At 67.3% G+C, this 24,329-nt stretch carries 20 protein-coding genes; 14 read left to right on the top strand and 6 right to left on the bottom strand.

The genetic code is table 11. From position 1 onward, the window contains the following. The first annotated feature begins 9 nt into the window (after window positions 1-9). The 4 genes from GV161_RS14370 (at window position 10) to GV161_RS14355 (ending at window position 6,216) form a co-directional block, all read left to right on the top strand. Entirely contained in the window at window positions 10-1,026 is a 1,017-nt protein-coding gene (locus GV161_RS14370) for an amino acid ABC transporter substrate-binding protein (RefSeq protein WP_152012527.1), read from the top strand. Window positions 1,027-1,150: 124 nt separating this feature from the next. Then, window positions 1,151-2,068: a LysR family transcriptional regulator gene (locus tag GV161_RS14365; protein WP_152012528.1), complete on the top strand. Its 918-nt coding sequence runs from the start codon at window positions 1,151-1,153 to the stop codon at window positions 2,066-2,068. Window positions 2,069-2,158: 90 nt separating this feature from the next. Then, complete coding sequence (locus GV161_RS14360; RefSeq protein WP_152012529.1) at window positions 2,159-4,210, top strand: hydantoinase/oxoprolinase family protein; 2,052 nt, start codon at window positions 2,159-2,161, stop codon at window positions 4,208-4,210. A 2-nt stretch (window positions 4,211-4,212) separates the two neighbouring features. Continuing rightward, entirely contained in the window at window positions 4,213-6,216 is a 2,004-nt protein-coding gene (locus GV161_RS14355; RefSeq protein WP_152012530.1) for a hydantoinase B/oxoprolinase family protein, read from the top strand. A 9-nt stretch (window positions 6,217-6,225) separates the two neighbouring features. Here the strand turns inward: GV161_RS14355 and GV161_RS14350 are convergent, their stop codons facing one another. The 4 genes from GV161_RS14350 to GV161_RS14335 are packed head-to-tail and all read right to left on the bottom strand — an operon-like array spanning window position 6,226 to window position 10,531. Further along, on the bottom strand, window positions 6,226-6,939 hold the full coding sequence (locus GV161_RS14350) for an MOSC domain-containing protein (protein ID WP_152012531.1): 714 nt from the start codon (window positions 6,937-6,939) through the stop codon (window positions 6,226-6,228). Further along, a complete protein-coding gene (locus GV161_RS14345; protein ID WP_152012532.1) occupies window positions 6,936-7,835 on the bottom strand; it encodes an ABC transporter permease in 900 nt (299 codons plus the stop codon). Before GV161_RS14345 ends, GV161_RS14350 begins: the two co-directional genes overlap by 4 nt. Next, window positions 7,832-8,788, bottom strand: coding sequence for an ABC transporter permease (locus GV161_RS14340; protein WP_152012533.1), 957 nt, complete (start codon window positions 8,786-8,788; stop codon window positions 7,832-7,834). Before GV161_RS14340 ends, GV161_RS14345 begins: the two co-directional genes overlap by 4 nt. A 60-nt stretch (window positions 8,789-8,848) precedes the next feature. Further along, window positions 8,849-10,531, bottom strand: a complete 1,683-nt coding sequence (locus GV161_RS14335) for a peptide ABC transporter substrate-binding protein (RefSeq protein ID WP_152012534.1) — start codon at window positions 10,529-10,531, stop codon at window positions 8,849-8,851. A gap of 277 nt (window positions 10,532-10,808) precedes the next feature. Here GV161_RS14335 and GV161_RS14330 point away from each other — a divergent pair, with 277 nt between their 5' ends. Then, window positions 10,809-12,137, top strand: coding sequence for an FAD-binding oxidoreductase (locus GV161_RS14330; protein ID WP_152012535.1), 1,329 nt, complete (start codon window positions 10,809-10,811; stop codon window positions 12,135-12,137). Between the two features lie 140 nt (window positions 12,138-12,277). After that, window positions 12,278-13,600 (top strand): FAD-binding oxidoreductase, encoded by a 1,323-nt coding sequence (locus GV161_RS14325; RefSeq protein WP_152012536.1) that lies wholly within the window; start codon window positions 12,278-12,280, stop codon window positions 13,598-13,600. A 3-nt stretch (window positions 13,601-13,603) separates the two neighbouring features. Here the strand turns inward: GV161_RS14325 and argE are convergent, their stop codons facing one another. After that, window positions 13,604-14,746 (bottom strand): acetylornithine deacetylase, encoded by a 1,143-nt coding sequence (argE, locus tag GV161_RS14320; protein WP_152012537.1) that lies wholly within the window; start codon window positions 14,744-14,746, stop codon window positions 13,604-13,606. Window positions 14,747-14,959: 213 nt separating this feature from the next. Here argE and GV161_RS14315 point away from each other — a divergent pair, with 213 nt between their 5' ends. Continuing rightward, entirely contained in the window at window positions 14,960-15,628 is a 669-nt protein-coding gene (locus tag GV161_RS14315; protein WP_152012538.1) for a haloacid dehalogenase type II, read from the top strand. Between the two features lie 2 nt (window positions 15,629-15,630). Beyond that, complete coding sequence (locus tag GV161_RS14310; protein WP_152012539.1) at window positions 15,631-17,100, top strand: aldehyde dehydrogenase family protein; 1,470 nt, start codon at window positions 15,631-15,633, stop codon at window positions 17,098-17,100. A gap of 18 nt (window positions 17,101-17,118) precedes the next feature. Here GV161_RS14310 and GV161_RS14305 read toward each other — a convergent pair whose 3' ends face one another. Further along, complete coding sequence (locus tag GV161_RS14305) at window positions 17,119-18,072, bottom strand: LysR family transcriptional regulator (protein WP_152012540.1); 954 nt, start codon at window positions 18,070-18,072, stop codon at window positions 17,119-17,121. A gap of 230 nt (window positions 18,073-18,302) precedes the next feature. On the opposite strand from GV161_RS14305, the gene GV161_RS14300 reads away from it, so the two are divergent. The 6 genes from GV161_RS14300 to GV161_RS14275 all read left to right on the top strand — a co-directional run bounded on the left by GV161_RS14300 (window position 18,303) and on the right by GV161_RS14275 (window position 24,309). Then, a complete protein-coding gene (locus tag GV161_RS14300; protein WP_152012541.1) occupies window positions 18,303-19,388 on the top strand; it encodes an ABC transporter ATP-binding protein in 1,086 nt (361 codons plus the stop codon). A gap of 30 nt (window positions 19,389-19,418) precedes the next feature. Next, window positions 19,419-20,123, top strand: a complete 705-nt coding sequence (locus GV161_RS14295) for an HAD-IA family hydrolase (protein ID WP_152012542.1) — start codon at window positions 19,419-19,421, stop codon at window positions 20,121-20,123. A 4-nt stretch (window positions 20,124-20,127) separates the two neighbouring features. Further along, a complete protein-coding gene (locus GV161_RS14290; RefSeq protein ID WP_152012543.1) occupies window positions 20,128-21,444 on the top strand; it encodes an FAD-binding oxidoreductase in 1,317 nt (438 codons plus the stop codon). A gap of 39 nt (window positions 21,445-21,483) precedes the next feature. Then, window positions 21,484-22,539, top strand: coding sequence for an ABC transporter substrate-binding protein (locus GV161_RS14285; protein ID WP_152012544.1), 1,056 nt, complete (start codon window positions 21,484-21,486; stop codon window positions 22,537-22,539). Between the two features lie 118 nt (window positions 22,540-22,657). Next, on the top strand, window positions 22,658-23,527 hold the full coding sequence (locus tag GV161_RS14280; protein WP_152012545.1) for an ABC transporter permease: 870 nt from the start codon (window positions 22,658-22,660) through the stop codon (window positions 23,525-23,527). Beyond that, a complete protein-coding gene (locus GV161_RS14275) occupies window positions 23,524-24,309 on the top strand; it encodes an ABC transporter permease (RefSeq protein WP_152012546.1) in 786 nt (261 codons plus the stop codon). Before GV161_RS14280 ends, GV161_RS14275 begins: the two co-directional genes overlap by 4 nt. Window positions 24,310-24,329 lie beyond the last annotated feature (20 nt).

The following is a 24,329-nucleotide window of genomic DNA, read 5'->3' as shown; positions in this document are numbered from 1 at the left end:
GGGAACGCCATGAAGCGCCTACTCGCCGCTGCCCTCCTCTGCGCCTCAGCGACACTCGCGCAGGCCCAGGCCCAGAAATCCACCCTGTCCATCGTCAAGAGCCGCGGCGAACTGATCTGCGGCGTCAGTCCGGGACTCGCCGGCTTCGGCCTTCCCGACGAGAAGGGCGAATGGCACGGCCTCGACGTCGACCTCTGCCGCGCCATCTCGGCCGCCGTCTTCAACGATCCGAAGAAGGTCAAGTTCACGCCGCTCTCGTCCAAGGACCGCTTCACCGCGCTCCAATCGGGCGAGGTCGACCTCCTGTCGCGCACCAGCACCTGGACGATGGCCCGCGACACCTCGCTCGGCCTGGCCTTCGCCGGCGTGAACTACTATGACGGCCAGGCTTTCCTGGTTCAGAAGAAGCTCGGCGTCGACTCCGCGCTCAAGCTCAGCGGCGCCTCGATCTGCCTGCAGCAAGGCACGACCACCGAGCTCAACGTCGCCGACTATTTCCGCCAGAACAACATCAAGTACGAGCCCGTCACCTTCGACAAGGGCGACGAGGCGATCAAGGCCTTCGAATCCGGACGCTGCGACGCCCTCACCGACGACTCCTCGGCGCTCTACGCGCTCAAGCTCAAGCTGGTGAAGCCGGACGATGCGGTCGTCCTGCCCGAGCTGATCTCGAAGGAGCCGCTCGGGCCGGTGGTGCGCAGCGCCGACCATGACTGGTTCAACCTGGTGAAATGGGTGCATTTCGCCATGCTGAACGCCGAAGAGCTCGGCGTGACCCAGGCCACTGTCGACCAGCAGCTGAACTCGACCAATCCCGAGATCAGGCGGCTGCTCGGCAAGGACGGCAAGTTCGGCGAGGCGATCGGCCTCACGCCCGACTGGGCCTACCGGATCGTCAAGCAGGTCGGCAATTACGGCGAGGCGTTCGAGCGCAGCGTCGGAGGAGGCTCGGTCCTCAAGATCGCCCGCGGCAAGAACGACCTCTGGAGCAAGGGCGGCTTGCAATACGCTCCGCCGATCCGCTGACGGATCGTGGTCGGCTGGATAGTACCGAACCCGTGAGGAGCGCCGCGGCATGATGCCCGGCGCTCCGTTCTGCGCCGCTGCCGCGACGGCTGACAGCCGCCGCGGCAGCTTCTAGGATCACGCGATGCGTGCCCGCCAGATCGAAGTCTTCCGCATGGTCATGCGCTGCGGCACGCTGACCGGCGCAGCCGAGGCGCTCGCCGTCTCGCAGCCTGCGCTCAGCCAGATCCTGCTGCACACCGAGGACGAGCTCGGCTTCAAGCTGTTCCTGCGCGTCAAGGGCCGGCTGATCCCGACGCCGGAAGCGGAGGAGATCTACCCCGAGGTCGAGCGGCTGTTCGGCGACCTCGAAATGCTCCGGCGGCGTACGCGCGACCTGCGCCACGGCAAGGCCGGCCTCGTGCGTCTCGCCGCCTCGGCGCCGCCCTCCCTCTCCTTCGTCCCGGAGGCGCTGCGCCATTTCCGCGCGGCGCATCCGAACACGCGCGTGCGCTCCTATGTCGTGCCGGCCGAGGTCATCCTGACTATGCTCGACCGTGACCAGGCCGGGCTCGGCATCGCCATGATGGACCAGCCGACGCCCTTCATCGAGACCGAGGTGGTCGGCTATACCCGCGTGGTCTGCGTGCTGCCCGCCGGCCATCCACTGGCCGAGCGCGACGCCATCGGCGCCGAGAACCTCGATGGCGAGACGCTGATCTCCTATCGCGCCGAATCGCTGCCCGGGCAATTGCTGCGCGACGCACTGGCCAAGCAAGGCCTGCCGTTCCGGCCCGAGATGGAGATCGACGTCTCGATCATCGCGCTCGCCTTCGTGCAGCAGGGCCTCGGCATCGCCGTCGTCGACGGGCTCCTGCCCTGGCATAATTTCCCTGGCCTGGTGACGCGCCCGTTCCGGCCGCATGTCGCCCTGCCACTCTGCCTGCTGACCAGCACGCGCCGGCCCCTCTCACGCAGCCATGAGCTGCTGCGCAACCACATCCGCACGGCCTGCCAGCAGCTCGATCTCGACCAGCCTGCGCCGACAGCAACCGAGGCATAAGGCCGGCTTATCCGGCACTGCCGTTTTGGTGTTGGACCCCGGCAGCCGCCACAGCCAAGACTTGGCCGTCCTTTCCTGAGCGGGCGCATCATGAGCTGGCGTATCGGCGTCGACATCGGCGGCACCTTCATCGATTTCTGCGCGCTGGAAACCGGCAGCGGCCGCGTCGAAACCATCAAGGTTTTGACGACACCTGACGCGCCGGGCCGCGAACTCCTCGCCGGGCTCGACTTGCTGAACGAGCGCCATGCCGTGCCGGCTGAGGAGATCGTCTCCTTCGTCCACGGCACCACGGTCGGCATCAACACCATCATCCAGCGCAAGGGCAGCCGGCTCGGCCTGATCACCACCGCAGGCTTCGAGGATGTGATCGAGCTGGCACGCCTGCGCATGCCGGACATGTACTCGCTGTTCTGCGCCCGCCCCGAGCAGCTGATCCCGCGCGACCGCGTCTTCGGCGTCGGCGGACGCATCCTCTCCGATGGCAGCATCGCCGAGCCGCTCGACCGCGAAGCCCTTGCGGATGCTGTGAGGAAGCTCGGAGCTCGCGGCGTCGACGGCGTGATCGTCTCCTTCCTGCACGCCTACCGCAATCCCGTTCATGAGGCAGAGGCGCGGGCATTGATCGCCGAACTGGCGCCGGAGCTCTTCGTCTTCAGCACCAGCGAGGTCTGGCCGGTGATCCGCGAATATGAGCGCACCACGACCGCGATCCTGAACGGCTACGTCCATCCGCGCGTCTCGGGTTATCTCGATGCGCTCGAGGAGGCGCTCGCCTCGCGCGGCGTACCGGCCGGCCCGATGCTGACCAAGTCGAATGGCGGGGTGATGAACGCCGCGACCGGCAAGCGCGCCTGCGTCAACATGCTGCTCTCGGGTACGGCCTCCGGCGTGATCGGCGCCGCCTATCTCGCCGAGCAGGCCGGCGCGAAGAACATCCTCACCCTCGACATCGGCGGCACCAGCGCCGACCTCGCCCTGATCATCGAGGGCCAGCCGCAATTCGGCACCGGCGAGGTCGTCGGCGACTTCCCGCTCTATGTTCCCAGCGTCTCGGTCACCTCGATCGGTGCCGGCGGCGGCTCGATCGCCTGGGCCGACGCCTTCGGCGTGCTCAAGGTCGGCCCCGAAAGCGCCGGCTCGACGCCCGGCCCCGCCTGCTATGGCCGCGGCGGCGCCCGCGCCACCGTCACCGACGCGATGGCGACCTGCGGTTTCCTCGGCCACACCGCCCTCGCCTATGACCAGATCGGCATGCGCCGCGACCTGGCGCAGAAAGTGGTCGGCGAGGTCGCCGCAATGCTCGGCCGCAGCGCCGAGGCAACGGCCGAGGCGATCATCGCCATCGCCGTCTCCGAGATGTTCGTCGAGGTCAACAAGCTCGTCGCCCGCTACGGCGTCGACCTGCGCGACTTCGCGCTGATGCCGTTCGGCGGCGCCGGGCCGATGCTCGGCTGCTTCCTGGCCCGCGAACTCGGCATACCCCGCGTGCTGGTGCCGCGCCGTCCCGGCGTCGTCAGCGCGCTCGGCGGGTTGATCGCCGATCTGAAGGGCGACTTCATCCAGAGCGTCTTCGCCGCGGCGGAGCCGGCCTCGCTGCCGCAACTGCGCGGCGCGCTGGCGCAGCTCAAGCGCGACGGGCTCGCCTGGATCCGCGACGACCAGCGCTTCACCGGCCCCGTCGTCGAAAGCTTGAGCGCCGACATGCGCTATCACGGCCAGTCCTTCGAGATCGAGGTGCCGCTCTCGGAAAGCTGGCTGGTCGAGGGCGATCTCGCGGCGATCCGCGCCGCCTTCCACCGCCAGCACCTCGCCATCTACGACTTCAACGACGAGGCAGCCGAGGTCCAGATCGTCAACCTGCGCCTCGTCGTCACCGGCGCGACGCCGCGCCCCGAACTCGCTCCGACGAGCGAGGCGGTCGACGAGGCGGCGGTCCCGGCGCGTGCCATCACCGTCTGGCTCGATGGCGCCGAGCGCGAGGTCGCGCTTTTCCACCGCGAGGCGCTGCGCTGCGGCCAGCATTTCTCCGGCCCGGCCGTGGTCGCGCAGGAGGATACGACGATCTGCATACCCGCCGGCTTCGAGGCTGAGGTCGACGCCTTCCTCAACCTGCATCTCATCCTGCGCGAGGGAGCCTGATCATGGTCGACAAGGTCACCCTGCAGGTCCTGGCCAATCATTGCCGGGCCGCTGCCGAGAACATGGCCTACACGCTCTACCGCACGGCGCATTCCACCTTCGTCAAGGAGACGGAGGACTTCACGGTGATGGTGATGGACCGCACCGGGCGCGTCGTCGCCGTGCCGATGGATCTCGGCGCGACCTGGTATCCCGGCATGAACTACAACCGCGCCATCGAGATGGTGCCGGAGTATCGCCCGGGCGACATCGCCTTCACCAACGACCCCTATAGCGGCTATCTCGCCACCCACGCACCCGACACGCATCTGTGGAAGCCGATCTTCCACGACGGTGAGATCGTCTGCTTCGTCGGCGGCCATGTCCACAACACCGATATGGGCGGGGCGGTGCCGGCGAGCCTGTCGCGCTCCCTCACCGAGATCCATCAGGAGGGCATCCGCTTCCCGCCGATGACGCTGATGCGCGACGGCGCCTTCGACGAGACCGTGCTGCGCATCATGATGATGAATGTGCGCAAGCCGGCGCTGAACATGGGCGACCTCAAGGCCCTGGCCGGCGCGCTCAACACCGGCGAGCGCAAGATCCAGGCGATGGTCGCCAAATTCGGCGCCAAGGGCTTCATGGACGGGCTCGACGGGCTGATGGACTATGCCGAGCATCAGGCCCGCGAGATCCTGCGCTCGATCCCCGATGGCGAGTATGTCTTCTCCGACTATGCCGACGAGGACGGTGTCGACGGCAATCCCTGCCGGCTGGCGCTGATGCTAACGATCAAGGGCGACGAGGCGATCCTCGACTTCACCGGATCGGACCCGCAGCTCGGTTCCTCGCTCAACGTCCCGACCGGCTCCGACCCGCGCCATACGCTGCTGCTCGTCGGCGTCTACTATGTGCTGTACACGCTGAACCCGCAGCTCCTGCTCAACTCCGGCCTGACCCGACCCTTCACCTGCATCGCGCCGGAGGGGACGGTGCTGAATCCGTCCTTCCCGGCTGCCGTCGGCATGCGCAGCCTGACCTGCGCGCGCCTGCGCAGCCTGATCTTCGGGGCCTTCAGCCTTGCCGCGCCCGAGCGCCTGCCGGCGGCGCCGGCCGGCTCCAGCTCGATCGTCAACGTCATGACCACCGACGAGAAAACGCATCGCAGTGTCATCGCGGCGATCAACCCGGTGGTCGGCGGCGGTGGCGGCATGCCGCATCGCGACGGACCGAACGGCTCGGGCGCCGACGCTGCGTATCTCAAGAACACGCCGATCGAAATCACCGAGACCGAGGTGCCGATCCGCTTCATGCGCTACGGACTCTTGCCGGATTCAGGGGGCGGCGGGCGCTGGCGCGGCGGGCTCGCCACGGTGATGGAGTTCAAGGTCTTCTCGCCGAACTCGCGCATCACCGTGCGCAACCGCGACCGCTCGCATTTCCGGCCCTGGGGCACACTCGGCGGCCTCTCTGCCGAGACCTCGAACTTCATCATCAATCCCGGCCGTCCTAACGAGCGCATCCTCGGCAATACCGACATCGCCATCGCCGAGCCGGGCGACGTGATCCATATCCATTCGCCTGGCGGCGGCGGCCGCGGCTCGCCATTGGAGCGTGAACCGGAACGGGTGCTGCTCGATGTCGAGCGCGGCTATGTCAGCCTCGACGCAGCGCGGACGCTCTACGGCGTGGTGATCGAGACAGGCGTCGTCGATCACGATGCCACGGCGGCGCTGCGAGCCGAACTGAGGGCGCACGCCCATAAGACGCATTTCCATTTCGGCCCGGAGCGGGACGCGTTCGAGCAGGTCTGGACGGCGGAGAATTATGCGGCGCTGACGCGGTTGCTGGCCGGTTTGCCGATCCACTGGCGCTTCTTCACCAAGACCAAGTTGTTCGCCGCGATGCGCGATGCTGCCGGCGAGCTCGACCTGGCCGCGGCCTTTGCTGTGGTACGGCAGAACTATCCGCAGATCCCCGAGGCCGGGCAGGATAGGCCCGAGATCGCCCAGGCGGCGGAATAGCCGCCTGGGTCAGCGAACGGTGACGGCCGTGCCCGCTGCGATCTCGCCCGGCGTCACCACATCGCAATAGATCCCAAAATTGCGTTCGTGGCGCTTGACCACGGTGCGCAGGATCTCGACGTCCTGGGGCAGGCCCTCCTGCGCGATCGTGATAAAGCCGCAGCGTCCGCAAGGCTCGCGTCCGCGCAGTACGACGCCCCCGATCCTGATCTCGCGCCCGATCCAGCCATGCTCGGGTATGGCTTCGCCGCCATCGGGCCAGTCGACCAGGATGTTCGGCCGGAAACGGCGGACATCGATGACGCTGCCGGGCAGCTCCCGTTCGAGGCTGCGGATCGCAGCGCTGGTGACGAGATGGATCGGCGCATGCTCGTAACGCGGCCGAAATCCGCCCGAACCGACAGCGTCGAACGGCTTCAGCAGCGGCATGAAGCCGAAGGCCTGCGACAAGCCCTCCAGCAGCTCCGCATCCTGCGGCCCGGCCCAGCGCCCGTCATCGAGCGAGAGGACGACGCCCTCCTCCACGGCTTTGGCATAGGCACGTGGCACACCAATGAAATGCTTCTCGCGGCCGGGCGAGGCGATGCGGCCGGTGGCGGCATCGAGCAGCCCCCAGATCCGGTCGCCGGCGACGCCGGCGGCATTTACATCGAGCTGCTCCAACTGCTCCCCGGCCATCGAGCTGACCGGATAGCGCCAGAGCTCGACGACCGCCCCCGTCACTGGCCCTCCATCCTCGGGTCGAGCGCATCGCGCAGGCCGTCGCCGATGAAGTTGAAGCTAGTCACCGCCAGCGTGATCGCGGCGCCCGGAATGATGGCGAGCCAGGGCGCGCTGGTGAGATAGCTCTGGGCGCTTTCGAGCATGTTGCCCCAGCTCGGCGTCGGCGGCTGGATGCCGAAGCCGAGGAAGGAGATGTAGCTTTCCGCCAGGATCGCATGGGCGACGTTGAGCGTCGCCGCGACGACGATCGGCGCGATCGCGTTCGGCAGGAGCTCGCGGATCATGATGCGCCGATTGCTCGCGCCGAAGGAGACGGCCGCCTGCGCGAATTCGCGCGTCTTCAGCGAGCGGATCTGCGCCTCGACCACACGAGCGACCTCCATCCATGAGGTCATCGCGATCAGGAGGATGATCGACGGCACCGAAGGCGAGATCAGCGCCGAGATCGCCAGCAGCAGGAAGATCGAGGGAAAGCACAGCATTGCGTCGACGAAGCGCATCAGCGCCGCGCCGAGCGCGCCCTCGTAGAAGCCCGCGATCATGCCGACCACAATGCCGATCGCCATCGCGATCGCCATGGCCGAGAAGCCGACCGCCAGCGAGATCCGCCCGGCCATCAGGAGGCGCGCGAGGATGTCGCGCCCGAGCGGGTCGGTGCCGAGCACATGCGGGCCCGAGAAGGGCGGCGCGAAACGGTTGCGGATGTCGATGAAGGTGTCGGTATAGGGCAGCAGCCAGGGGCCGACGATGCAGGCGAGCGTCAGGAAGATGATCGTCGCCGCGCCGAAGACAGCGAGCTTGTGGCGCCGGAAGCGGCGCAGGCCCGGGCTGCTCCAGAAGCCAGGCGCCGGCGGCAGCGCCGGCTCGGCGGTGCTGGTGAAGGGCACGCCGCTCATCGCCCGCTCCTCGATATGCGCGGGTCGGCGACGCCGTAGAGCAGGTCGGCGAGCAGGGACCCCAGCAGGACGAGCACGGCGGTGAACATCAGGATGCCCATCACCACGGGATAGTCGCGATAGCTGATCGAATCGAGGAAGAGCCGGCCCATGCCCGGCCAGGTGAACACCGTCTCGGTCACCAGTGCACCCGACAGCAGCGTCGGCACGTGCAGGCCGGTGATGGTGATCATCGGCAGCAGCGCGTTGCGCAGGGCGTGGCGCATCAGGATCTGGCGCTCGGGCACGCCCTTGGCGCGGGCGGTGCGGATATAGTCCTGGTTGACCACCTCCAGCATCGACGAACGCATGTAGCGGCTCCAGACCGCGGTCGAGACCAGCGCCAGCACGATGCAGGGTCCGATCAGGTGATGCACCTGATTGAGGAACGAGCCGTCGCCCATGGTGTAGCGGTTGCCCGCCGGCAGCCAGCCGAGCCCGACCGAGAAGACGTAGATGATGACGAGGCCGAACCAGAAGGTCGGGATCGAGAGCGCGATCATCGCGCCGATCGTGGCGAGTGAATCGAACAGCGAATAGCGCCGGATCGCGCCAAGGATGCCGACCCAGGCGCCGATCACCATGGCGAGCAGCGTCGAGGTCGCCATCAGCTCCAGCGTTGCCCCCAGATGCGAGGCGATGATGTGCAGCACCGGCTGCTGATCGCGATAGGACACGCCCCAGTCGCCCGAGAGCATGCGCCAGAGCCATTCGACGTATTGCACCGGCAGCGGTCGGTTGAGGCCGAGCTGCTCGGCGATGCGGTCGAGATCGGCCTGGGTCATGTCGCCGCCGGCGGCGAACTGCGACATCGGCCCGCCCGGCGCCAGATGCAGGATGGCGAAGCCGATCACCGAGACGATCAGCAACAGGAGCAGCGACTGCCCGAGCCGGCGCAGGAGGAAGGCGATCATGGCGCCCTCCTCCCGCCCGGCGCCGGCATCGCGCCGGCGCGGTTCACATCGCGCCCCACGTCACTTGGCCCAGTACCACTGGCCCATGTTCCAGGTGTTCTGCCGGGCGTTGATGTTGGGCTGGTAGCCGATCAGCCCCTCCTTGTAGCCCTCGACCGGCGCGTACTGGTAGATCGGCAGGATCGGCAGCTCCTCGCGCACCAGCACCTGCAGCTTCTGGTAGATCTCCTTGCGCTTCGCCGTGTCGAAGGTTTCCTGGCCCTGCTTCATCAGCGCATCGGCTTCGGCGTTCTGCCACTGCATCTGGTTGGCGCCGTTGCCGCTCTTGGCCGGGATCGCGTCCGAGCCGAAGCGATGCGCCGGATCGGGATCGATCACCGTGCGGAAGGCGGTGCCGACCAGCAGCGACTGGAACTTGGAGCGGGTGTAGAAGTCGCCCCAGATCACGGCGGCAGGCATGTTGTTGATCGCCATCTTGATGCCGATCTGCTGCCAGTCCTGCTGCATCAATTGCTGGCATTGCTCGCGTAGCGCCGCGCCCGTCGTGGTCGAGACCGCGAATTCGAGCGGCACGCCGTTCTTCATGCGCACGCCCGAGCCGGAACGCTTCCAGCCGGCATCGTCGAGGATCTTGCCGGCGAGCGCGGGATCGTAGACCTGCTTCGGCAGGTTCGGGTCATAGGCCCAGGATTCCTGCGGCATGAAGGATTCGGTCGGGATGTGCAGGCCGTAGAAGACGATGTCGATGATCGCCTGCTTGTTGATCGAGGCATAGAGCGCCTTGCGCACCGCCTTGTCGGCCAAAGCGGGATGCTCAAGGTTCGGCATCAGCACCTCGAGCGAGGCGCTCGGGATCTTCACCACCTTGCGGCCAGGCAGCTTGACCGCCTCGGCGTAGAAATTGGCCGGGATGCCGGTGCCGATGATCAGGTCGACCTGGCCGGTGCGGAACTGGGCATAAAGCGCGGTCTGGTCCGGCACGTATTTCAGCACCGCCTTTTCCAGATACGGCCCCTTGCCGTGATACTTCTCATTGGCGACCAGCTGGATGTTGTCGCCCGGCGTGCGCGTGCCCCATTTGAACGGGCCAGTGCCGACCGGCGCGCCGTTGAAGGGCGCCGTGTTCGGATCGGCTGCCTTCTCCAGCAGGTGCTTGGGCACGATGAAGGTGTTGGAGAGCAGCGCGAGATAAGGCGCATAGGCCTTCTCCATGCGCCAGGAGATCTCCAGCGGACCGGCGACCTTGATGTCCTTGACCAGCGAATGGCCGACACGGGTGCGCGCCTTGAAGCCCGGCGCGTTGATCAGCTCGAGCGTGTACTTGACGTCCTCGGCTGTGAATGGCGCTCCGTCATGCCAGGTGATGCCCTCGCGCAGCTTGACCTTCCAGGCGAGGCCGCCCTCAGAGATGCCGCCATTGGCCTCGCTCGGCACTTCGGCCGCGAGATCGGGAACCAGCGAGCCGTCGGGCTGGGCCAGCCACATCGTGTTGAAGACCTGCATCCAGACGGTCTCGTCGACCTCGATGCCGGGCATCAGCGGGTTGAAGGCGGTCGGCTCCTGCGACAGGCCAACCACGACCTGGCCGCTCGGCTTGGCGGGCGGCGGCGGAGGCGCCTTGCCCTGGGCGCGGGCGCCAAGACCGGACGCGGCGAGAATGCCGCCGGCGCCGAGCGCCAGGACCTCGCGGCGATGCAGGGCAGGCAGAGCAAGGCCGGACGCCTTCGTGGACGGCTTGTTCATCGTTGATCCCCTCGTTGTCGGCGGCCTTGCGTGGCCGTTGCGCGGTGCCGCCCTTTGCTGGCGGTCGGCCACGTGAGCCGCCCGTTGTCGGCCCGCCTCATGATAGGCAGCAGGCGACGCGCGATGGTCACCGTCCTTTGCCGGGGCAACCAAAACAATCTGCCGAATCGCACCCTTCCTTTGGCATAGGGTTCCAGGCGGTTCGGGCTTGAATATCGGCCTCCCGCTTCCGGTCCGCGCCGCCGGCACGACCGCCCTCCGCCAAGGACCATGCCTCATGTCGCCACCGGTCAATCGCGTCCACAGCGACGAAGCCCTGCCCGCCGCGGCCGACATCGTGGTCATAGGCGGCGGCATCGCCGGCGTCACCGCCGCCTATCACCTGGCGAAGAAGGGCCATTCGGTCGCCCTCGTCGAGAAGGGCTATCTCGCCGGCGAGCAATCGAGCCGGAACTGGGGCTGGTGCCGCCAGCAGAATCGCGACCTGCGCGAATTGCCGCTGGCGATGCGGGCCGTCGAGATGTGGAACGGACTATCAGAGGAGGTCGGTGCCGATGTCGGCTTCCGCCGCAGCGGCCTGACCTATCTGACGACGCGCCAATCCGATCTCGACGCCTGGGAGGGCTGGGGCGAGAAGGCCCGGCAATACCAGATGCAGACGCGCATGCTGAGCGCCGATGAAGCCAAGGCCATGGCGCCACATGCCAAGGGCGAGTGGGTCGGCGGGGTGCATTCGCCGACCGACGGCCGGGCCGAGCCGGCCATGGCTGTTCCCGCGATCGCCGAGGCCGCGCGCCGGCTCGGCGTCACCATCCATCAGGATTGCGCGGCGCGCGGCCTCGAAACCGCAGCGGGCCGCGTCTCCGGCGTTGTCACCGAGAAGGGCACGATCAAGACGTCGACGGTGCTGCTCTCCGGCGGCGTCTGGACGGCGATGTTCGCCCGGCACCACGGCATCCGCATGCCGCTCGCCGGCATCAAGTCGACCTCGTTTTTCACCGGGCCTGCGCCGGAGATCACCACGGGTGGCATATCGACCCCCGATCTCACCATTCGCCGCCGGGTCGATGGCGGCTTCACCGTCGGCATCAGCGGGCGCGGCCTGCTCGAACTCTCGCCGCACGGCATGCTCAACGCCCAGCCGTTCTGGCGCACCTTCAAGAAGCGCCACAAGCTGCTGACGATCCGGGCCGGCAAGTCCTTCTTCTTCGGGCCGGAAGCGCTGATGCGCTGGAGCAACGATACGATCTCGCCGTTCGAGAAAATGCGGACCTATGACCCGCCGGCGCAGGAAGAGCTGATCACCTTCGCCAAGAAGCGGCTCGGCGAGATCTTTCCCCAGCTCGCCACTGTCGAGATCAAGCACAAATATGGCGGGCTGATCGACTTCACGCCCGACTGGGTGCCGGTCATCTCCGCGGTCGACAAGCTGCCGGGCCTGCATGTCTCGGCCGGCTTCAGCGGCCATGGCTTCGGCATCGGCCCGGCGGCGGGGCGGCTCGCAGCCGATATCGTCGCCGGCGATGCCCCTATCGTCGATCCCGCCCCCTATCGCTACAGCCGCCTCGTCGACGGGACCGACCTCGGCGAACCCGGGCTGATGTGACGGACGCCCTGCCCTAGAGACCATTTTTGCCGATCAGATTGATCCAATCTGATCGGATCCGGCTCTAGCCACATAGTCCCGCCGCACAGGGACATCCCGGGCCGTGCCGCTTCGTGGCATGGCCGCCTCCGGAGCTATTCATGCCACTGACCATCGAACGCATCGCCAGCAGCGAGGCGCTGCCCGCCGCCGCGGATGTCGTCGTCATCGGCGGCGGCATCGTCGGCGCGGCGGCTGCCTATTATCTGGCGCGGCGCGGCCGCTCGGTGGCCCTGGTCGAGAAGGGCATCGTCGGCGGCGAGCAGTCGAGCCGCAACTGGGGCTGGTGCCGCAAGCAGAACCGCGACGCCCGCGAATTGCCGCTGGCGATCCGCGCCATGGAGCTCTGGGAGAGACTGAGCGAGGAGCTCGGCCGCGACAGCGGTTTTCGCCGCTGCGGCCTCGTCTACGCCACCAACGACGCCGCGCAACTGGCGCAATGGGAGCGCTGGCGCGAGACCGCCAAGGCGTTCGGCGTCGAGACGACGATGCTGACCGGAGCAGAGACCGCGGCGATGACCGCCGCCAGTGGCCGCAACTGGCTCGGCGGCCTGCACTCCGTCACCGACGGCAAGGCCGAGCCGGCGCTCGCAGCGCCGGAGATGGCCGATGGAGCTCGCCGCCTTGGCGCCAGTGTCCATCAGGGCTGCGCGGCGCGCGGGCTCGACATCACCAATGGCGCGGTCACTGGCGTCATCACCGAGAAGGGTACGATCCGCACCAATGCGGTAATCCTCGCCGGCGGCGCCTGGGCCTCGGCCTTCTGCCGCTATCATGGCATCGCCTTCCCGCAGGCGAGCATCCGCGCCACCAGCCTGCGGACAGAGGTTGCGCCTCACTTCCTCGATGCGTTCTATACCCCGGAGATCGCGCTGACCCGCCGGCTCGACGGCAGCTACACGGTCGCGATCAGCGGCAAAGGCACGCTCGAAATCACGCCACAGGGCCTGCGCTATGCCCGCGAGTTCCTGCCGATGTTCATCAAGCGGCTGAAGGCGGTCGAGCTCGGCATCGGCTCCTCCTTCTTCAACGGGCCGGAGGCCTTCGGCAGTTGGAAGCTCGACGAGGTCACGCCCTTCGAGACGATCCGCGTGCTCGATCCGGCACCCAGCCGGCGTGCGATGGCAGCCCTGCTGGAGCGCGTTCACGCCATGTTCCCGGCCCTGAAGACCGTCGCCGTGCGCGAAAGCTGGGGCGCCTATATCGATTCAACGCCAGACGCCGTGCCGGTGATCTCGCCGGTCGCCGGCCTCTCGGGCTTCGTGCTGGCGGCCGGCTTCAGCGGCCACGGCTTCGGCCTCGGCCCCGCCGCCGGCCATCTCGCCGCAGACCTTGCGACAGGCGACACGCCGATCGTCGACCCCGGCCCATTCAGGCATTCGCGCCTCGTCGATGGCTCCCGCGGCGCGATCGGCGAGTTCTGAGGTTCAGGAGAGCCGCTCGGCGACACCAGCGATCATCGCCATCGCTCCGGCGAGCTCGGCATCGGTTATGTACTCTTCCGGCTTGTGGGCGCGGTCGACATCGCCTGGCCCGCAGACGATCGCGGCGATGCCGGCGCGCTGGAACAACCCGGCCTCGGTGCCATAGCTGACGGCAGCCTGGCGCCTCTGGCCCGAAGCCGCCTCGGTGAAGGCGACCAGCGGATCGTTCTCGTCGAGGGCGAGCGGCGGATAGTCGCTCATGGTCTCGAAGCTGAACGCGACCTTGTGCCCGGTCGCGGCAGCCTCGCGCGCAATCCGCTCGGCGACACCGGGCAGGAAGCCGAGCAGCGCGGCGGGCTCCTGCCCGGCGATGGCGCGGGCCTCGACCTCGAACACGCATTGCGCCGGAACGATGTTGATGCCGGTGCCGCCCCTGATCACGCCGACCTGGATCGTCGAATAGGGCGGCGCGAAGGCTTCGGCGAAAGGCCCCTGCGCGGCATGGCGCAGCGCCTCGTCATGGATCGCGGTGATGAGACCAGCGGCGTAGTGGATCGCGTTGTCGCCGAGATCGGTGCGCGAGGAATGCCCGGCCTTGCCATCGACCGTGACGCGCTTTGCGATCTTGCCCTTATGGGCCAGCACCGGCCGTAAGCCGCTTGGCTCGCCGACGATGCAGCCGAGCACTGGCGGGCACAGCTCCGGCAGTCGCGCGATCAGATGGCGCACGCCGACGCAACCGACCTCCTCGTCATAGGACAGCGCGATGTGCACCGGCCGCGCCAGCCTCTTGGCGACGAGGGCGGGAACGCTCGCCAGCACGCAGGCTGCGAAGCCTTTCATGTCGACAGCGCCACGCCCGATCAGCCGCTCGCCGTCGCGCCGCAGCTTGAAGGGGTCGCTGACCCAGCCCTCTGGCGCCGCCGGTACCACGTCGAGATGGGCCGAGAGGATGATACCGCCTTCGACCTTGGGCCCGATCGTCGCGAATAGGTTGGCGCGGTCCCCCTCCGGTCCCGGCACGATCACGCTGTCGACGCCATGGCCGGCGAGATAGGCGCGGACATGCTCGATGATCGCCCCGTTCGGGGTGCGGCAGACGGAGGGAAAGCCGACGAGATCGGCGAGAACGGTTTCGACGGTCATGGGGATTCGCTGGAGGGTTGATTCAGCCGACCTTCGGAGAGGCGAGCGGGCCTGTCCATCCTGCCCCGACAGCCGCAGCAATCCATGCCGAAGCGACCCGATTCATCGGCAGAATATTCGGTCATGGCGTTCGAATTCCGCCTCCCTCCCCGCGCTCGCGCTCTAGCCTCTTCCTAACGGCAGAGAGCCGTTGCAACGAGCAAGGGCGAGACGATGAGCAGTTTCCGGCCGAAATTCATCACCTTCGACTGCTACGGCACGCTGATCTATTTCGAGATGGCTCCGGCCGCCCGGCGCGCCTATGCCGGCCGTCTTTCGCCCGAGCAGATGGACGCGTTCTGCGACGCCTTCTCTAACTATCGCCTCGACGAGGTCCTCGGCCCGTGGAAGCCCTACCAGGACGTCGTCAGCAATGCAGTGGAGCGGAGCTGCAAGCTGCTCGGCATCGCCTTCGATCCGGCCGATGCACAGGCCATTGTCGACGAGATCCCGAGCTGGGGTCCGCATCCCGACGTGCCGGCAGGTCTTGCCAAGGTCGCCAAGGAAATCCCGCTCGTCGTCCTCTCCAACTCGATGACCGCCCTGATCCCGCATTCGGTCGCCAAGCTCGGCGCACCCTTCCACGCTGCCTATACCGCGCAGGATGCCCAGGCCTACAAGCCCCGCATGCGCGCCTTTGAATACATGTTCGACATGCTCGGCTGCGGCCCGCAGGATGTGATGCACTGTTCGTCGAGCTTCCGCTACGACCAGATGACCGCCTATGACATGAAGATCGCTCGCCGCGTCTTCGTCAATCGCGGCCACGAGCCGGCGAATCCGTATTACAGCACGCACGAGATCAAGGACATTGGCGGCCTGCCGGCGCTGGTCGGGCTCTGATCATGCCGGGTGATTTCGATCCGGCCACGATCCACGTCACGACCGGGCATTTCATCGCCGGCGAGGCGATCGGCGGCGGCGAGACGCTTCCCGTCGCTCGGCCATCCGATCTCATCGACTATGCCGAGATCCCGATCGCCGACGCCGCCATGGTCGACCGGGCCGTCGGCAGCGCCCATGCAGCAGTCGCTGCCAGTGGCTGGGCGGTAAGGCCGCCCCGCGAGCGCGCCCGCGTCTTGAGACGCTGGGCCGAGCTCATCGAGGCAAATGCCGAGGAACTCGGCCGGATCGAAGCCGTCGGATCGACGCGGCCGATCTCCCAGGCGGTGACCGGCGACGTCGCGGCCACGGCCGACGGCATCCGCTTCTTCGGCGAATGGGCCGACAAGCTCGGCGGCGAGGTCGCGGCGACGCGCAGCGACAATCTCGGCCTGATCGTCTCCGAGCCTTATGGCGTCGTCGGCGCGATCGCGCCCTGGAACGTGCCGCTCAGCACCGCGTCGTGGAAGCTCGGGCCGGCGCTCGCGGCAGGCAATGCCATCGTGCTGAAGCCCTCGGAACTGACGCCGTTTTCTGCGGTCAGGCTGGCGCAGCTCGCGATCGAGGCTGGCATGCCGGCCGGCATCTTCAATATCGTCCAGGGCACCGGCATCACAGGCGATGCGCTGGCGCGCCATCCGGGTATCGGCAAAATCTCGTTCACCGGATCGACTCGGACCGGCGCGGCGATCATGAAGGCCGCGGCCGAGAGCGGCATCAAGCCGGTGACGCTCGAGCTCGGCGGCAAGAGCCCGCAGCTCGTCTTCGCCGATGCCGATCTGGAGAAAGCGGCAAGCTGCATCGCCAGCTCGATCCTGGCCAATTCCGGCCAGGGCTGCGTCGCCGGCTCGCGGGTGATCGTGCAGCGCCCGGTCGCCGAAGCTTTGATCGACCTGCTGAAGGTAAAGCTCCCGCGGATCACGCCGGGGCATACCTGGAAAGCCGCGACCGATTTCGGCCCGATCGTGTCCGAGACGCAGGCGCGGCGGATCGACCGCATCGTCGGCGCCAGCCGGGACCAGGGAGGCGAGGTGCTGCTCGGCGGAAGCCTGATGGCCGGCTATGGCGGCGCCTACTACCAGCCGACGATCATCGCCAACGTGACCGGCGACAACGCGGCGGTGCGCGAGGAGGTCTTCGGCCCGGTCCTCACCATCCAGAGCTTCGCCGATGAGGACGAGGGCTTTGCCCTCGCAGACCATCCCGAATACGGGCTCGCCGCCGGCGTCTATACCCGCGATCTCGGCCGCGGCCTGCGCGCCGTGCGCCGGTTGCAGGCCGGCACCGTCTGGGTCAACCGCTACAGCCGCACGCTCGACTTCATCCTGCCGACCGGCGGCTACAAGAGCTCCGGCATCGGCAACGATCTCGGCCGGCAGGCGGTCGAGCAGAACCTGCGGCACAAGACGGTGCTGATCGACATCGCAAGCTGAGGGCGCCGCGCAGCGCCGTCAGCCATAGCAGGCCTGCCTCAGGCCGAGACCGGGATGAAGTGCGTCGATCGCCTCGATCTCTGCCTTCAGCTCCGCCCCGATCCAGTCCCGGATCTCGCGGACGACCGGGCTCGGCGGGCGGTTGCGCGGCGTCAGCAGCACGCAGTTGCGCTCGCCGCGCGTCAGCCGGTCGCTGGCCGGCACCAGCGCGCCCGACCTCAGCGCATGCGAGACGACCGTGATCCAGCCGAAGGCGACGCCCTGGCCAAGCAGCGCCGCCTGCACCACCACGGCATAGTCCGAGAAGCTCAGCGTCTTGACCAGCCCGGGTCGGCCGGTGGCGAAGGGTGGATAGCGCTCGGCCCAGTCGAGCGCGGAATCGGTCAGGTTGATGATCGTGTTGCCCTCGCCCGTCACCTCGGCTTCGGGCTCGGCCTGCCGGTAGCCCGGGCTGCAGACCGGCAGCATCACCTCGCGCACCACCATCGCCTCGGCCGGCACCGCCTCGTCGCCATCGAGGAAACGCATGCCGAGATCGACATTGTCGACCGGGCCGCGTAACGAGCCGGCAATCATCTGGAAGCGCAGGTCGACCGAGGGAAACCGGCGCTGGAAATGATCCATGCGCGGCATCAGCCAATGCGTGGTGAAGGCGGAGGAGACCGAGATCGTCACCGTCTCCTTGCCACCGCGCAGCTGCTCGACCTCGCGCAGGCCCGCTTCGATGCTGCGAAAGCCATCGGCAACGCGGCGATAGAGCACTTCGCCCTCCGCCGTCAGGATCGCGCCCTTCCCACCTCGCTCGAACAGGCGCAGGCCGAGATGGCTCTCGAAGCGCGACAACATGCGGCTGACCGCAGGCTGGGTGACGTTCAGCTCCTCGGCTGCGCGGGTGAAGCTGCCACTGCGCGCCGCCGCCTCGAAGACGAAGAGCGCATTGCTCGACGAGACCATGCGGCGCAGTTCTGACATTACATCAGGTTATGTTCTTCCTGATTATTTGGCAATTGCGACAAGGGGGCGAAATCCCGTTTCATGAGCTGATCGAATGCAGCTTGCGGTGACGGCCCGGTAGAGGCCCGCACCGCCGAACAGCACCAGCGCCGGCACGGATCGCCATAAGATCACCTTATGGCCCGTCCCGAAAACGGTCTTTGCCTGCGCAGTGCCGCGATGTCGCTGTATCCGGACGGGAGAGTGCCATGGCCAACATAGGCGGCGAACGCGTCGAGATCAGATCCGCGAGCAAGCATTACGGCTCGGTGCGCGCGCTCGACGACGTCTCGCTCGACATCGCCCCGCAGGAATTCGTCTCGCTGCTCGGCCCGTCCGGCTCGGGCAAGACCACCTTGCTCGGCATTCTCGGCGGCTTCATCCAGCCTTCCGGCGGCTCGGTCCATCTCGGCGGCCGCGACGTCACCTATACCCCGCCGCACAAGCGCGACATCGGCATCGTCTTCCAGAACTACGCGCTGTTTCCGCATATGAGCGTCGGCGAGAACGTCGCCTTTCCCTTGCGGGCCCGGCGCCTGCCCAAGTCGACCTATGCCGACAAGGTCCGCGGCGCGCTCGCCATGGTCGACCTCGCCGGCTACGAGGAGCGCGGCATCGGCCAGCTCTCCGGCGGCCAGCGCCAGCGCGTCGCACTCGCCCGCGCCATGATCTTCGAGCCGCGCCTGATCCTGATGGACGAGCCGCTCTCGGCGCTCGACAAGCAGCTACGCGAGAACATGCAGATCGAGCTGCGCCAGCTTCACAAGCGGCTGGGCGCGACGATCATCTACGTCACGCACGACCAGCGCGAGGCGCTGACGATGAGCGACCGCGTTGCCATCCTGAAGGACGGCAAGCTGGTCCAGATCGACAGGCCCGAGCGCCTGCACGACCACCCCGCCAACGCCTTCGTTGCCAGCTTCATCGGCGAGGCGACGCTGCTGCCGGTCCAACGCGCCGGCTCCGACAGCGTCTCCCTGGCCGGGACCGTGCTGAAGAGCGCTCGGCCGATCGCGCCCAACGGCGAGCTCGTATTGGCGATCCAGACCGAGAAGCTGCTGGTCGAGGACGGCTCCGGCAGCCCGGACCGCAACCGTCTCGAAGCCCGCGTCACCGATATCGTCTTCCAGGGCGAGAGCCTGCGCGTCTTCCTCGCGCTCGACGACGGCACCGCGCTCAGCCTGCGCCAGCCCAGTCATTACGAGGCCGCCCGCCGGATCCCGCCGGTCGGCGAACGCCTCGCCGTCAGCCTCCACCCGCAGGACACGATCATCGTGCCGAAAATCGGCGCCTGATCCCCCTTCCCGAAGCAGAGACGCAAGACCATGGCCCTCAGCGATTTCAAGGTTCTCACATTCGACGTCGTCGGCACGCTGATCGACTTCGAGGCAGGCGTCCTCGGCGCGGTCCGGCGCCTCGGCGGCCCGGCTGCCGCCAGGCTCAGCGACGACGAGATCTTCGCGCCCTACCTCAAGGGCCGCGAGCTGAATTACGAGCGCTCCAGCGAGGTGATGAAGCTGGTCTACATCCATCTCGCCAAGGAGCTCGGCCTGCCGCATGACGATGCCACGGCCGACGCCTTCCAGCTCGCGATCCTGCGTCATCCCGCCTTCCCGGATTCGGCTGCAGCGCTGGCGCGGCTGCGCAAGCATTACCGGCTGGTGGCGATGACCAATGCCGACCGGCCGAGCTTCACCTGCTACTCGCACACGCTCGGCAACCCGTTCCACGACAGCATCACTGCCGACGAGGCGATCCATCCCAAGCCCGATCCGCTCTACTTCGCCTATAATCGCGGCCGGCAATCGGCCTTCGGCTACAAGCAGGAGGAGATCCTCCACGTCGCGCAGAGCCAGTATCACGACATCCGCGTCGCCAAGTCGCTCGGCTATGCCACCTGCTGGATCGAGCGGCGCCAAGGGCAGAAGGGCTTCGGCGGCACGCCGGCGGTGCCCGAGATCACCAAGCCCGATTATCACTTCACGACGCTGAAGGCGCTTGCCGACGCGGTCGAGGCGGAACGGGCGTGACCCCGTGACGGCCGCGCCGACATCCTGGCAGGCCCTCGACGCCGCGCCCTCGCTCTGGCGGGCGACGGCGTCGCCGCTGCAGGCGTTGCCGCCGCTCGCCGGCGATGCGCAGGCGGATGTCGTGATCATCGGCGCCGGCTATACCGGGCTCTCGGCCGCCCATCACCTCGCCGCCAGCGGTCTGGCACCGCTGGTGCTGGAGGCGAACGAACCGGGCTGGGGCGCGAGCGGCCGCAATGGCGGCGTCATCACCGCCAAGTTCCGCATGTCCTTCCCGGCGATCGCCGCTGGCCACGGCCGGGACATGGCGAAGCGCATGTACGATATCGCCCATGAGGCGACCGATATCGTCGCCGAGCTGGTCGGTGCCCATGGCATCGCCGATGCCGGCTTGACCCGCGCCGGCCAGGTCAAGGCCGCGCACAACCACGAGACGCTAGCCTATGCGGTGAAGGAAGCGGAGTGGCTGCGCGCCGAGCTCTACGACAGCACGATGACCGTGCTCGATGCCAGGCAGGTGCGCGAGGAGACCGGCTCCGCCGGCTTCGTCGGCGGCGTGCTCAATGCCGGCTCGGGTGGCATCCACCCGCTCAACTATCTGCGCGGGCTTGCCCGCGGCGTGAACGCACAAGGCATCCCCGTCCATAGCCACACGCCGGCACTCAGCCTCAGACGCGAAGCCGACGGCGTGCTGGTCGAGACGCCACGCGGCACCGTTCGAGCGAAGCAGGCGATCATCGCGACCAACAGCTATTCCGACCTGACACCTGCGACTAGCGACTACCAGCGCACGCTAATCCCGTTCCGCAGCGCGATCATCGCAACTGAAAAACTCTCCCCGAACCTCGCCGCCAGCGTGATGCCGACCGGCCGGACCTATACCGAGACCAAGCGGATGATGCGCTGGTTCCGCATGGTCGACGACCGGATCGTCTTCGGCGGCCGCGGCGCCTTCGGCAAGACGGATTCCGCTGCCGCCTTCGCCGCCCTGCACAAGGCGATGATCGGCATCTTCCCGCAGGTCGCCGATGTGCCGCTGGCCTTTTCCTGGTCCGGCCTCGTCGCGATGACGCTCGATTCCGTGCCGCATGTCGGGCGCGTCGATGACCGGATCATGGTCGCCATGGGCTACAATGGCGCCGGTGTCGCCATGTCCAGCCTGATGGGGCGCTACCTTGCCGCCTTTGCGCGCGGAGAGCGCCCCGATGTCGGGCTGCTCGACGTCGGCCGCATGCGGCCCGTGCCCTTCTATGCGCTTCGAGAACCGGCGGTCCGTCTGGTCGCCGGCTGGTACCAGTTTCTGGATGCGATCGGACGGTAGGCCTCGAAGCTCCGATCCAAAACAACAGGGGAACAGGACATGGCCAAGAGCTTGAATTTCCGAACGACCTGCGCCGTCGCAGGGTTCTCCCTCGCGCTGCTCGGCTCAGCCAGTGCGGCCGAGCAGATGATGTTCGTCTCGCAGGGCGGCGCCTATCAGAAGGCGCAGACCATCGCGATCCTCGACCCGAGCGCCAAGAAGCTCGGCATCACCATCAACCAGGACAGCGTGCCGGACGCCTGGCCGATCATGCGCTCGCAGGTCGCGTCGGGTAAACCGACCTGGGACGTCGTCGACGTCGCCACCAATTTCTGCCTGCGCGGCGGCGAGCAGGGCATCGTCGAGAAGCTCGACTTCAGCAAGATCCCGAACGCTGCTGCGATGCCGGCCGAGTATCGCAGTGACTGGTCGGTGGCCTACGAGTTCTATTCGAGCGTGCTCGGCTACAATCTGAAGAAATTCCCGGACGCGGCCTCGGCGCCCAGGAGCTGGGCCGATTTCTGGGACGTGAAGAAGTTCCCGGGCCGCCGCTCGCTGCGCAACCATCCGCTCGCGACGCTGGAAGCGGCGCTGATGGCCGACGGCGTCGCCGCTGACAAGCTCTACCCGCTCGACGTCGACCGCGCCTTCAAGAAGCTCGAGGAGATCAAGCCGAACATCACGGTGTGGTGGACCTCCGGCGCCCAGTCGGCCCAGCTGCTCAACGACGGCGAGGTCGACATGGTGATGGCCTGGAACGGCCGCATCAGCGCGCTGACCAAGGAAGGCGCCAAGGTCACCTACACCTATAACCAGGGCATCCTGCAGAGCACCTCGCTCTGCGTGCTCAAGGGTGCGCCGAACCTGCCGACCGCGATCAAGTTCCTGAACGAGGCGGTCGATCCGGTGCACCAGGCCAACCTGCCGCTGCATATCGACTACGGCCCGGCCAACCCGAAGGCCTACGACACAAAGGTCATCTCCGAGGCCAGGGTCAAGGAGCTGCCGAGCGCGCCGGAGAACGCCAAGGTGCAGGCGCTGATGTCCTATGCCTGGTGGACCTCGCCGGCCGGCGAAGCCGCCGAGAAGCGCTGGCTGCAGTTCATGCAGAAGTGAGACCCGTCGTCATTCTCGGGCGAAGCGCAGCGCAGACCCGAGAATCTCTTGCAGGAGATGCTCGGGTCAAGCCCGAGCATGACGGGCCTGTGAGCCCGGGCATGACCAAGGTGACGAGATGAGCACCAGCGCGATCGATCCATCCCTCCGTCATCAGCGCCGCGAGCAGGCGCTGATGACGCTGCTCGCGGCCCCTGCCGTGCTGGTGATCGTCGCGCTGGTGGTGATCCCGGTCGGCTGGCTCGCGGCCCAGTCGATCTACGACAACGGCTTCACGCTCGAGCACTACCGCCGCATCTTCACCGAGGAGGTCTACTGGCGCAGCTTCGCGCTGACCTTCCGCATCGCCCTGATGGTGACGGTTCTAACCTTGCTCCTCGGCTACCCGGTCGCCTATGCGGCCGCCCACGCCAAGCGGCCCTGGAACGTGCTGATCCTCGCCTGCGTGATGCTGCCGTTCTGGACCAGCGTGCTGGTGCGCGCCTATGCCTGGCTCGTGCTGCTGCAGCGCACCGGCGTCGCCAACCAATTGCTCGAACGCTTCGGCCTGATCACCGAGCCGCTCGCGATGGTGCACAACGAGCTCGGCACGGTGATCGCGACCGTGCACATCCTGCTGCCCTTCATGGTCTTCCCGCTCTATTCGACCATGCAGAAGATCCCGCGCGAGCTGATGCTCGCCGGCGCCAGCCTCGGCGGCGGCCCGTTCTACAGCTTCCTGCGCATCTTCCTGCCGCTGTCGCTGCCGGGCGTCATCGCCGGGCTCACCCTCGTCTTCGTGCTGACGCTCGGCTTCTACATCACGCCCGAGCTGCTCGGCGGCGGGCGCACCGTGATGATCTCGATGGTGGTGAGCCGCAATGTCGAGCTCTACGCGCAATGGGGCGCGGCCAGCGCCGTCGGCGTCGTGCTGCTCGCCTGCGTGCTCATGATCTTCGCCGCGGTGGGCCGCATCATCCCGCTCGACAAGATGCTGGGGCAGAAATGAAAACCTCGCTGCTGCCGCGCCTCGCCTTCGGCCTCGTCGTCGGGCTGGTGCTGATCTACCTGATGCTGCCCGTGCTGATCATCGTGCCGATGTCGTTCTCCAGCACGCGCTTCCTGACCTTCCCGCCGCCGGCACTGTCGCTGCGCTGGTATGCCGAGTATTTCGGCAATCCGAACTGGATGCAGGGCACGCGGATGAGCCTGGTGCTCGGCGTGCTGACCGTGCTGATCGCCACGCCGCTCGGCACCGCCGCCGCCTATGCCATCAGCAACGCCCAAAACCGGCTGATGCGCTCGCTGCACATGGTGCTGATGCTGCCGCTGATCGTGCCGATCATCATCGTCGCGATCGGCATCTTCTTCGTCTACGCCAAGCTCGGCCTGATCCAGACGCTGACCGGGCTGGTGCTGGCCAATGTCATGCTCGGCCTGCCCTATGTCATCACTTCGGTCGTTGCCGGGCTGCAGAGCTTCGACAAGACGCAGGAGATGGTGGCGCGCAGCCTCGGCATGAACCGCCTGCGGGCCTTCCTCACCGTGACGCTGCCACAGATCAAGGCCAGCGTCTTCGCCGGCGCCGTCTTTGCCTTCATCTCGGCGATCGACGAGACGATCATCGCGCTCTTCGTCTCCGGCGGTCAGTACCAGACCCTGACCAAGCGCATGTTCACCGCGCTCCGCGACGAGATCGACCCGACCATCGCCTCGATCTCGACCCTGCTGACGGCGGCCTCTTTCCTGCTCGTCCTGCTCGCGATGAGCGGACAGAAGAAGGAAGCCTAGCCCAGACCACGTCTGAGGAC

The sequence above is a fragment of the Bosea sp. 29B genome (assembly GCF_902506165.1).
Lineage (GTDB): Bacteria > Pseudomonadota > Alphaproteobacteria > Rhizobiales > Beijerinckiaceae > Allobosea.
Note: the sequence above shows the minus strand (reverse complement) of the source record. Positions and strands in the feature narration are given on the sequence as shown.

Coding starts and splice junctions, on each gene's coding strand:
- GV161_RS14300 (WP_152012541.1), top strand. CDS start 18,303: ATGGCCAACATAGGCGGCGAACGCGTCGAGATCAGATCCGCGAGCAAG.
- GV161_RS14315 (WP_152012538.1), top strand. CDS start 14,960: ATGAGCAGTTTCCGGCCGAAATTCATCACCTTCGACTGCTACGGCACG.
- GV161_RS14355 (WP_152012530.1), top strand. CDS start 4,213: ATGGTCGACAAGGTCACCCTGCAGGTCCTGGCCAATCATTGCCGGGCC.
- GV161_RS14330 (WP_152012535.1), top strand. CDS start 10,809: ATGTCGCCACCGGTCAATCGCGTCCACAGCGACGAAGCCCTGCCCGCC.
- GV161_RS14335 (WP_152012534.1), bottom strand. CDS start 10,531: ATGAACAAGCCGTCCACGAAGGCGTCCGGCCTTGCTCTGCCTGCCCTG.
- GV161_RS14370 (WP_152012527.1), top strand. CDS start 10: ATGAAGCGCCTACTCGCCGCTGCCCTCCTCTGCGCCTCAGCGACACTC.
- argE (WP_152012537.1), bottom strand. CDS start 14,746: ATGACCGTCGAAACCGTTCTCGCCGATCTCGTCGGCTTTCCCTCCGTC.
- GV161_RS14275 (WP_152012546.1), top strand. CDS start 23,524: ATGAAAACCTCGCTGCTGCCGCGCCTCGCCTTCGGCCTCGTCGTCGGG.
- GV161_RS14360 (WP_152012529.1), top strand. CDS start 2,159: ATGAGCTGGCGTATCGGCGTCGACATCGGCGGCACCTTCATCGATTTC.
- GV161_RS14345 (WP_152012532.1), bottom strand. CDS start 7,835: ATGAGCGGCGTGCCCTTCACCAGCACCGCCGAGCCGGCGCTGCCGCCG.
- GV161_RS14325 (WP_152012536.1), top strand. CDS start 12,278: ATGCCACTGACCATCGAACGCATCGCCAGCAGCGAGGCGCTGCCCGCC.
- GV161_RS14310 (WP_152012539.1), top strand. CDS start 15,631: ATGCCGGGTGATTTCGATCCGGCCACGATCCACGTCACGACCGGGCAT.
- GV161_RS14280 (WP_152012545.1), top strand. CDS start 22,658: ATGAGCACCAGCGCGATCGATCCATCCCTCCGTCATCAGCGCCGCGAG.
- GV161_RS14285 (WP_152012544.1), top strand. CDS start 21,484: ATGGCCAAGAGCTTGAATTTCCGAACGACCTGCGCCGTCGCAGGGTTC.
- GV161_RS14340 (WP_152012533.1), bottom strand. CDS start 8,788: ATGATCGCCTTCCTCCTGCGCCGGCTCGGGCAGTCGCTGCTCCTGTTG.
- GV161_RS14305 (WP_152012540.1), bottom strand. CDS start 18,072: ATGTCAGAACTGCGCCGCATGGTCTCGTCGAGCAATGCGCTCTTCGTC.
- GV161_RS14365 (WP_152012528.1), top strand. CDS start 1,151: ATGCGTGCCCGCCAGATCGAAGTCTTCCGCATGGTCATGCGCTGCGGC.
- GV161_RS14295 (WP_152012542.1), top strand. CDS start 19,419: ATGGCCCTCAGCGATTTCAAGGTTCTCACATTCGACGTCGTCGGCACG.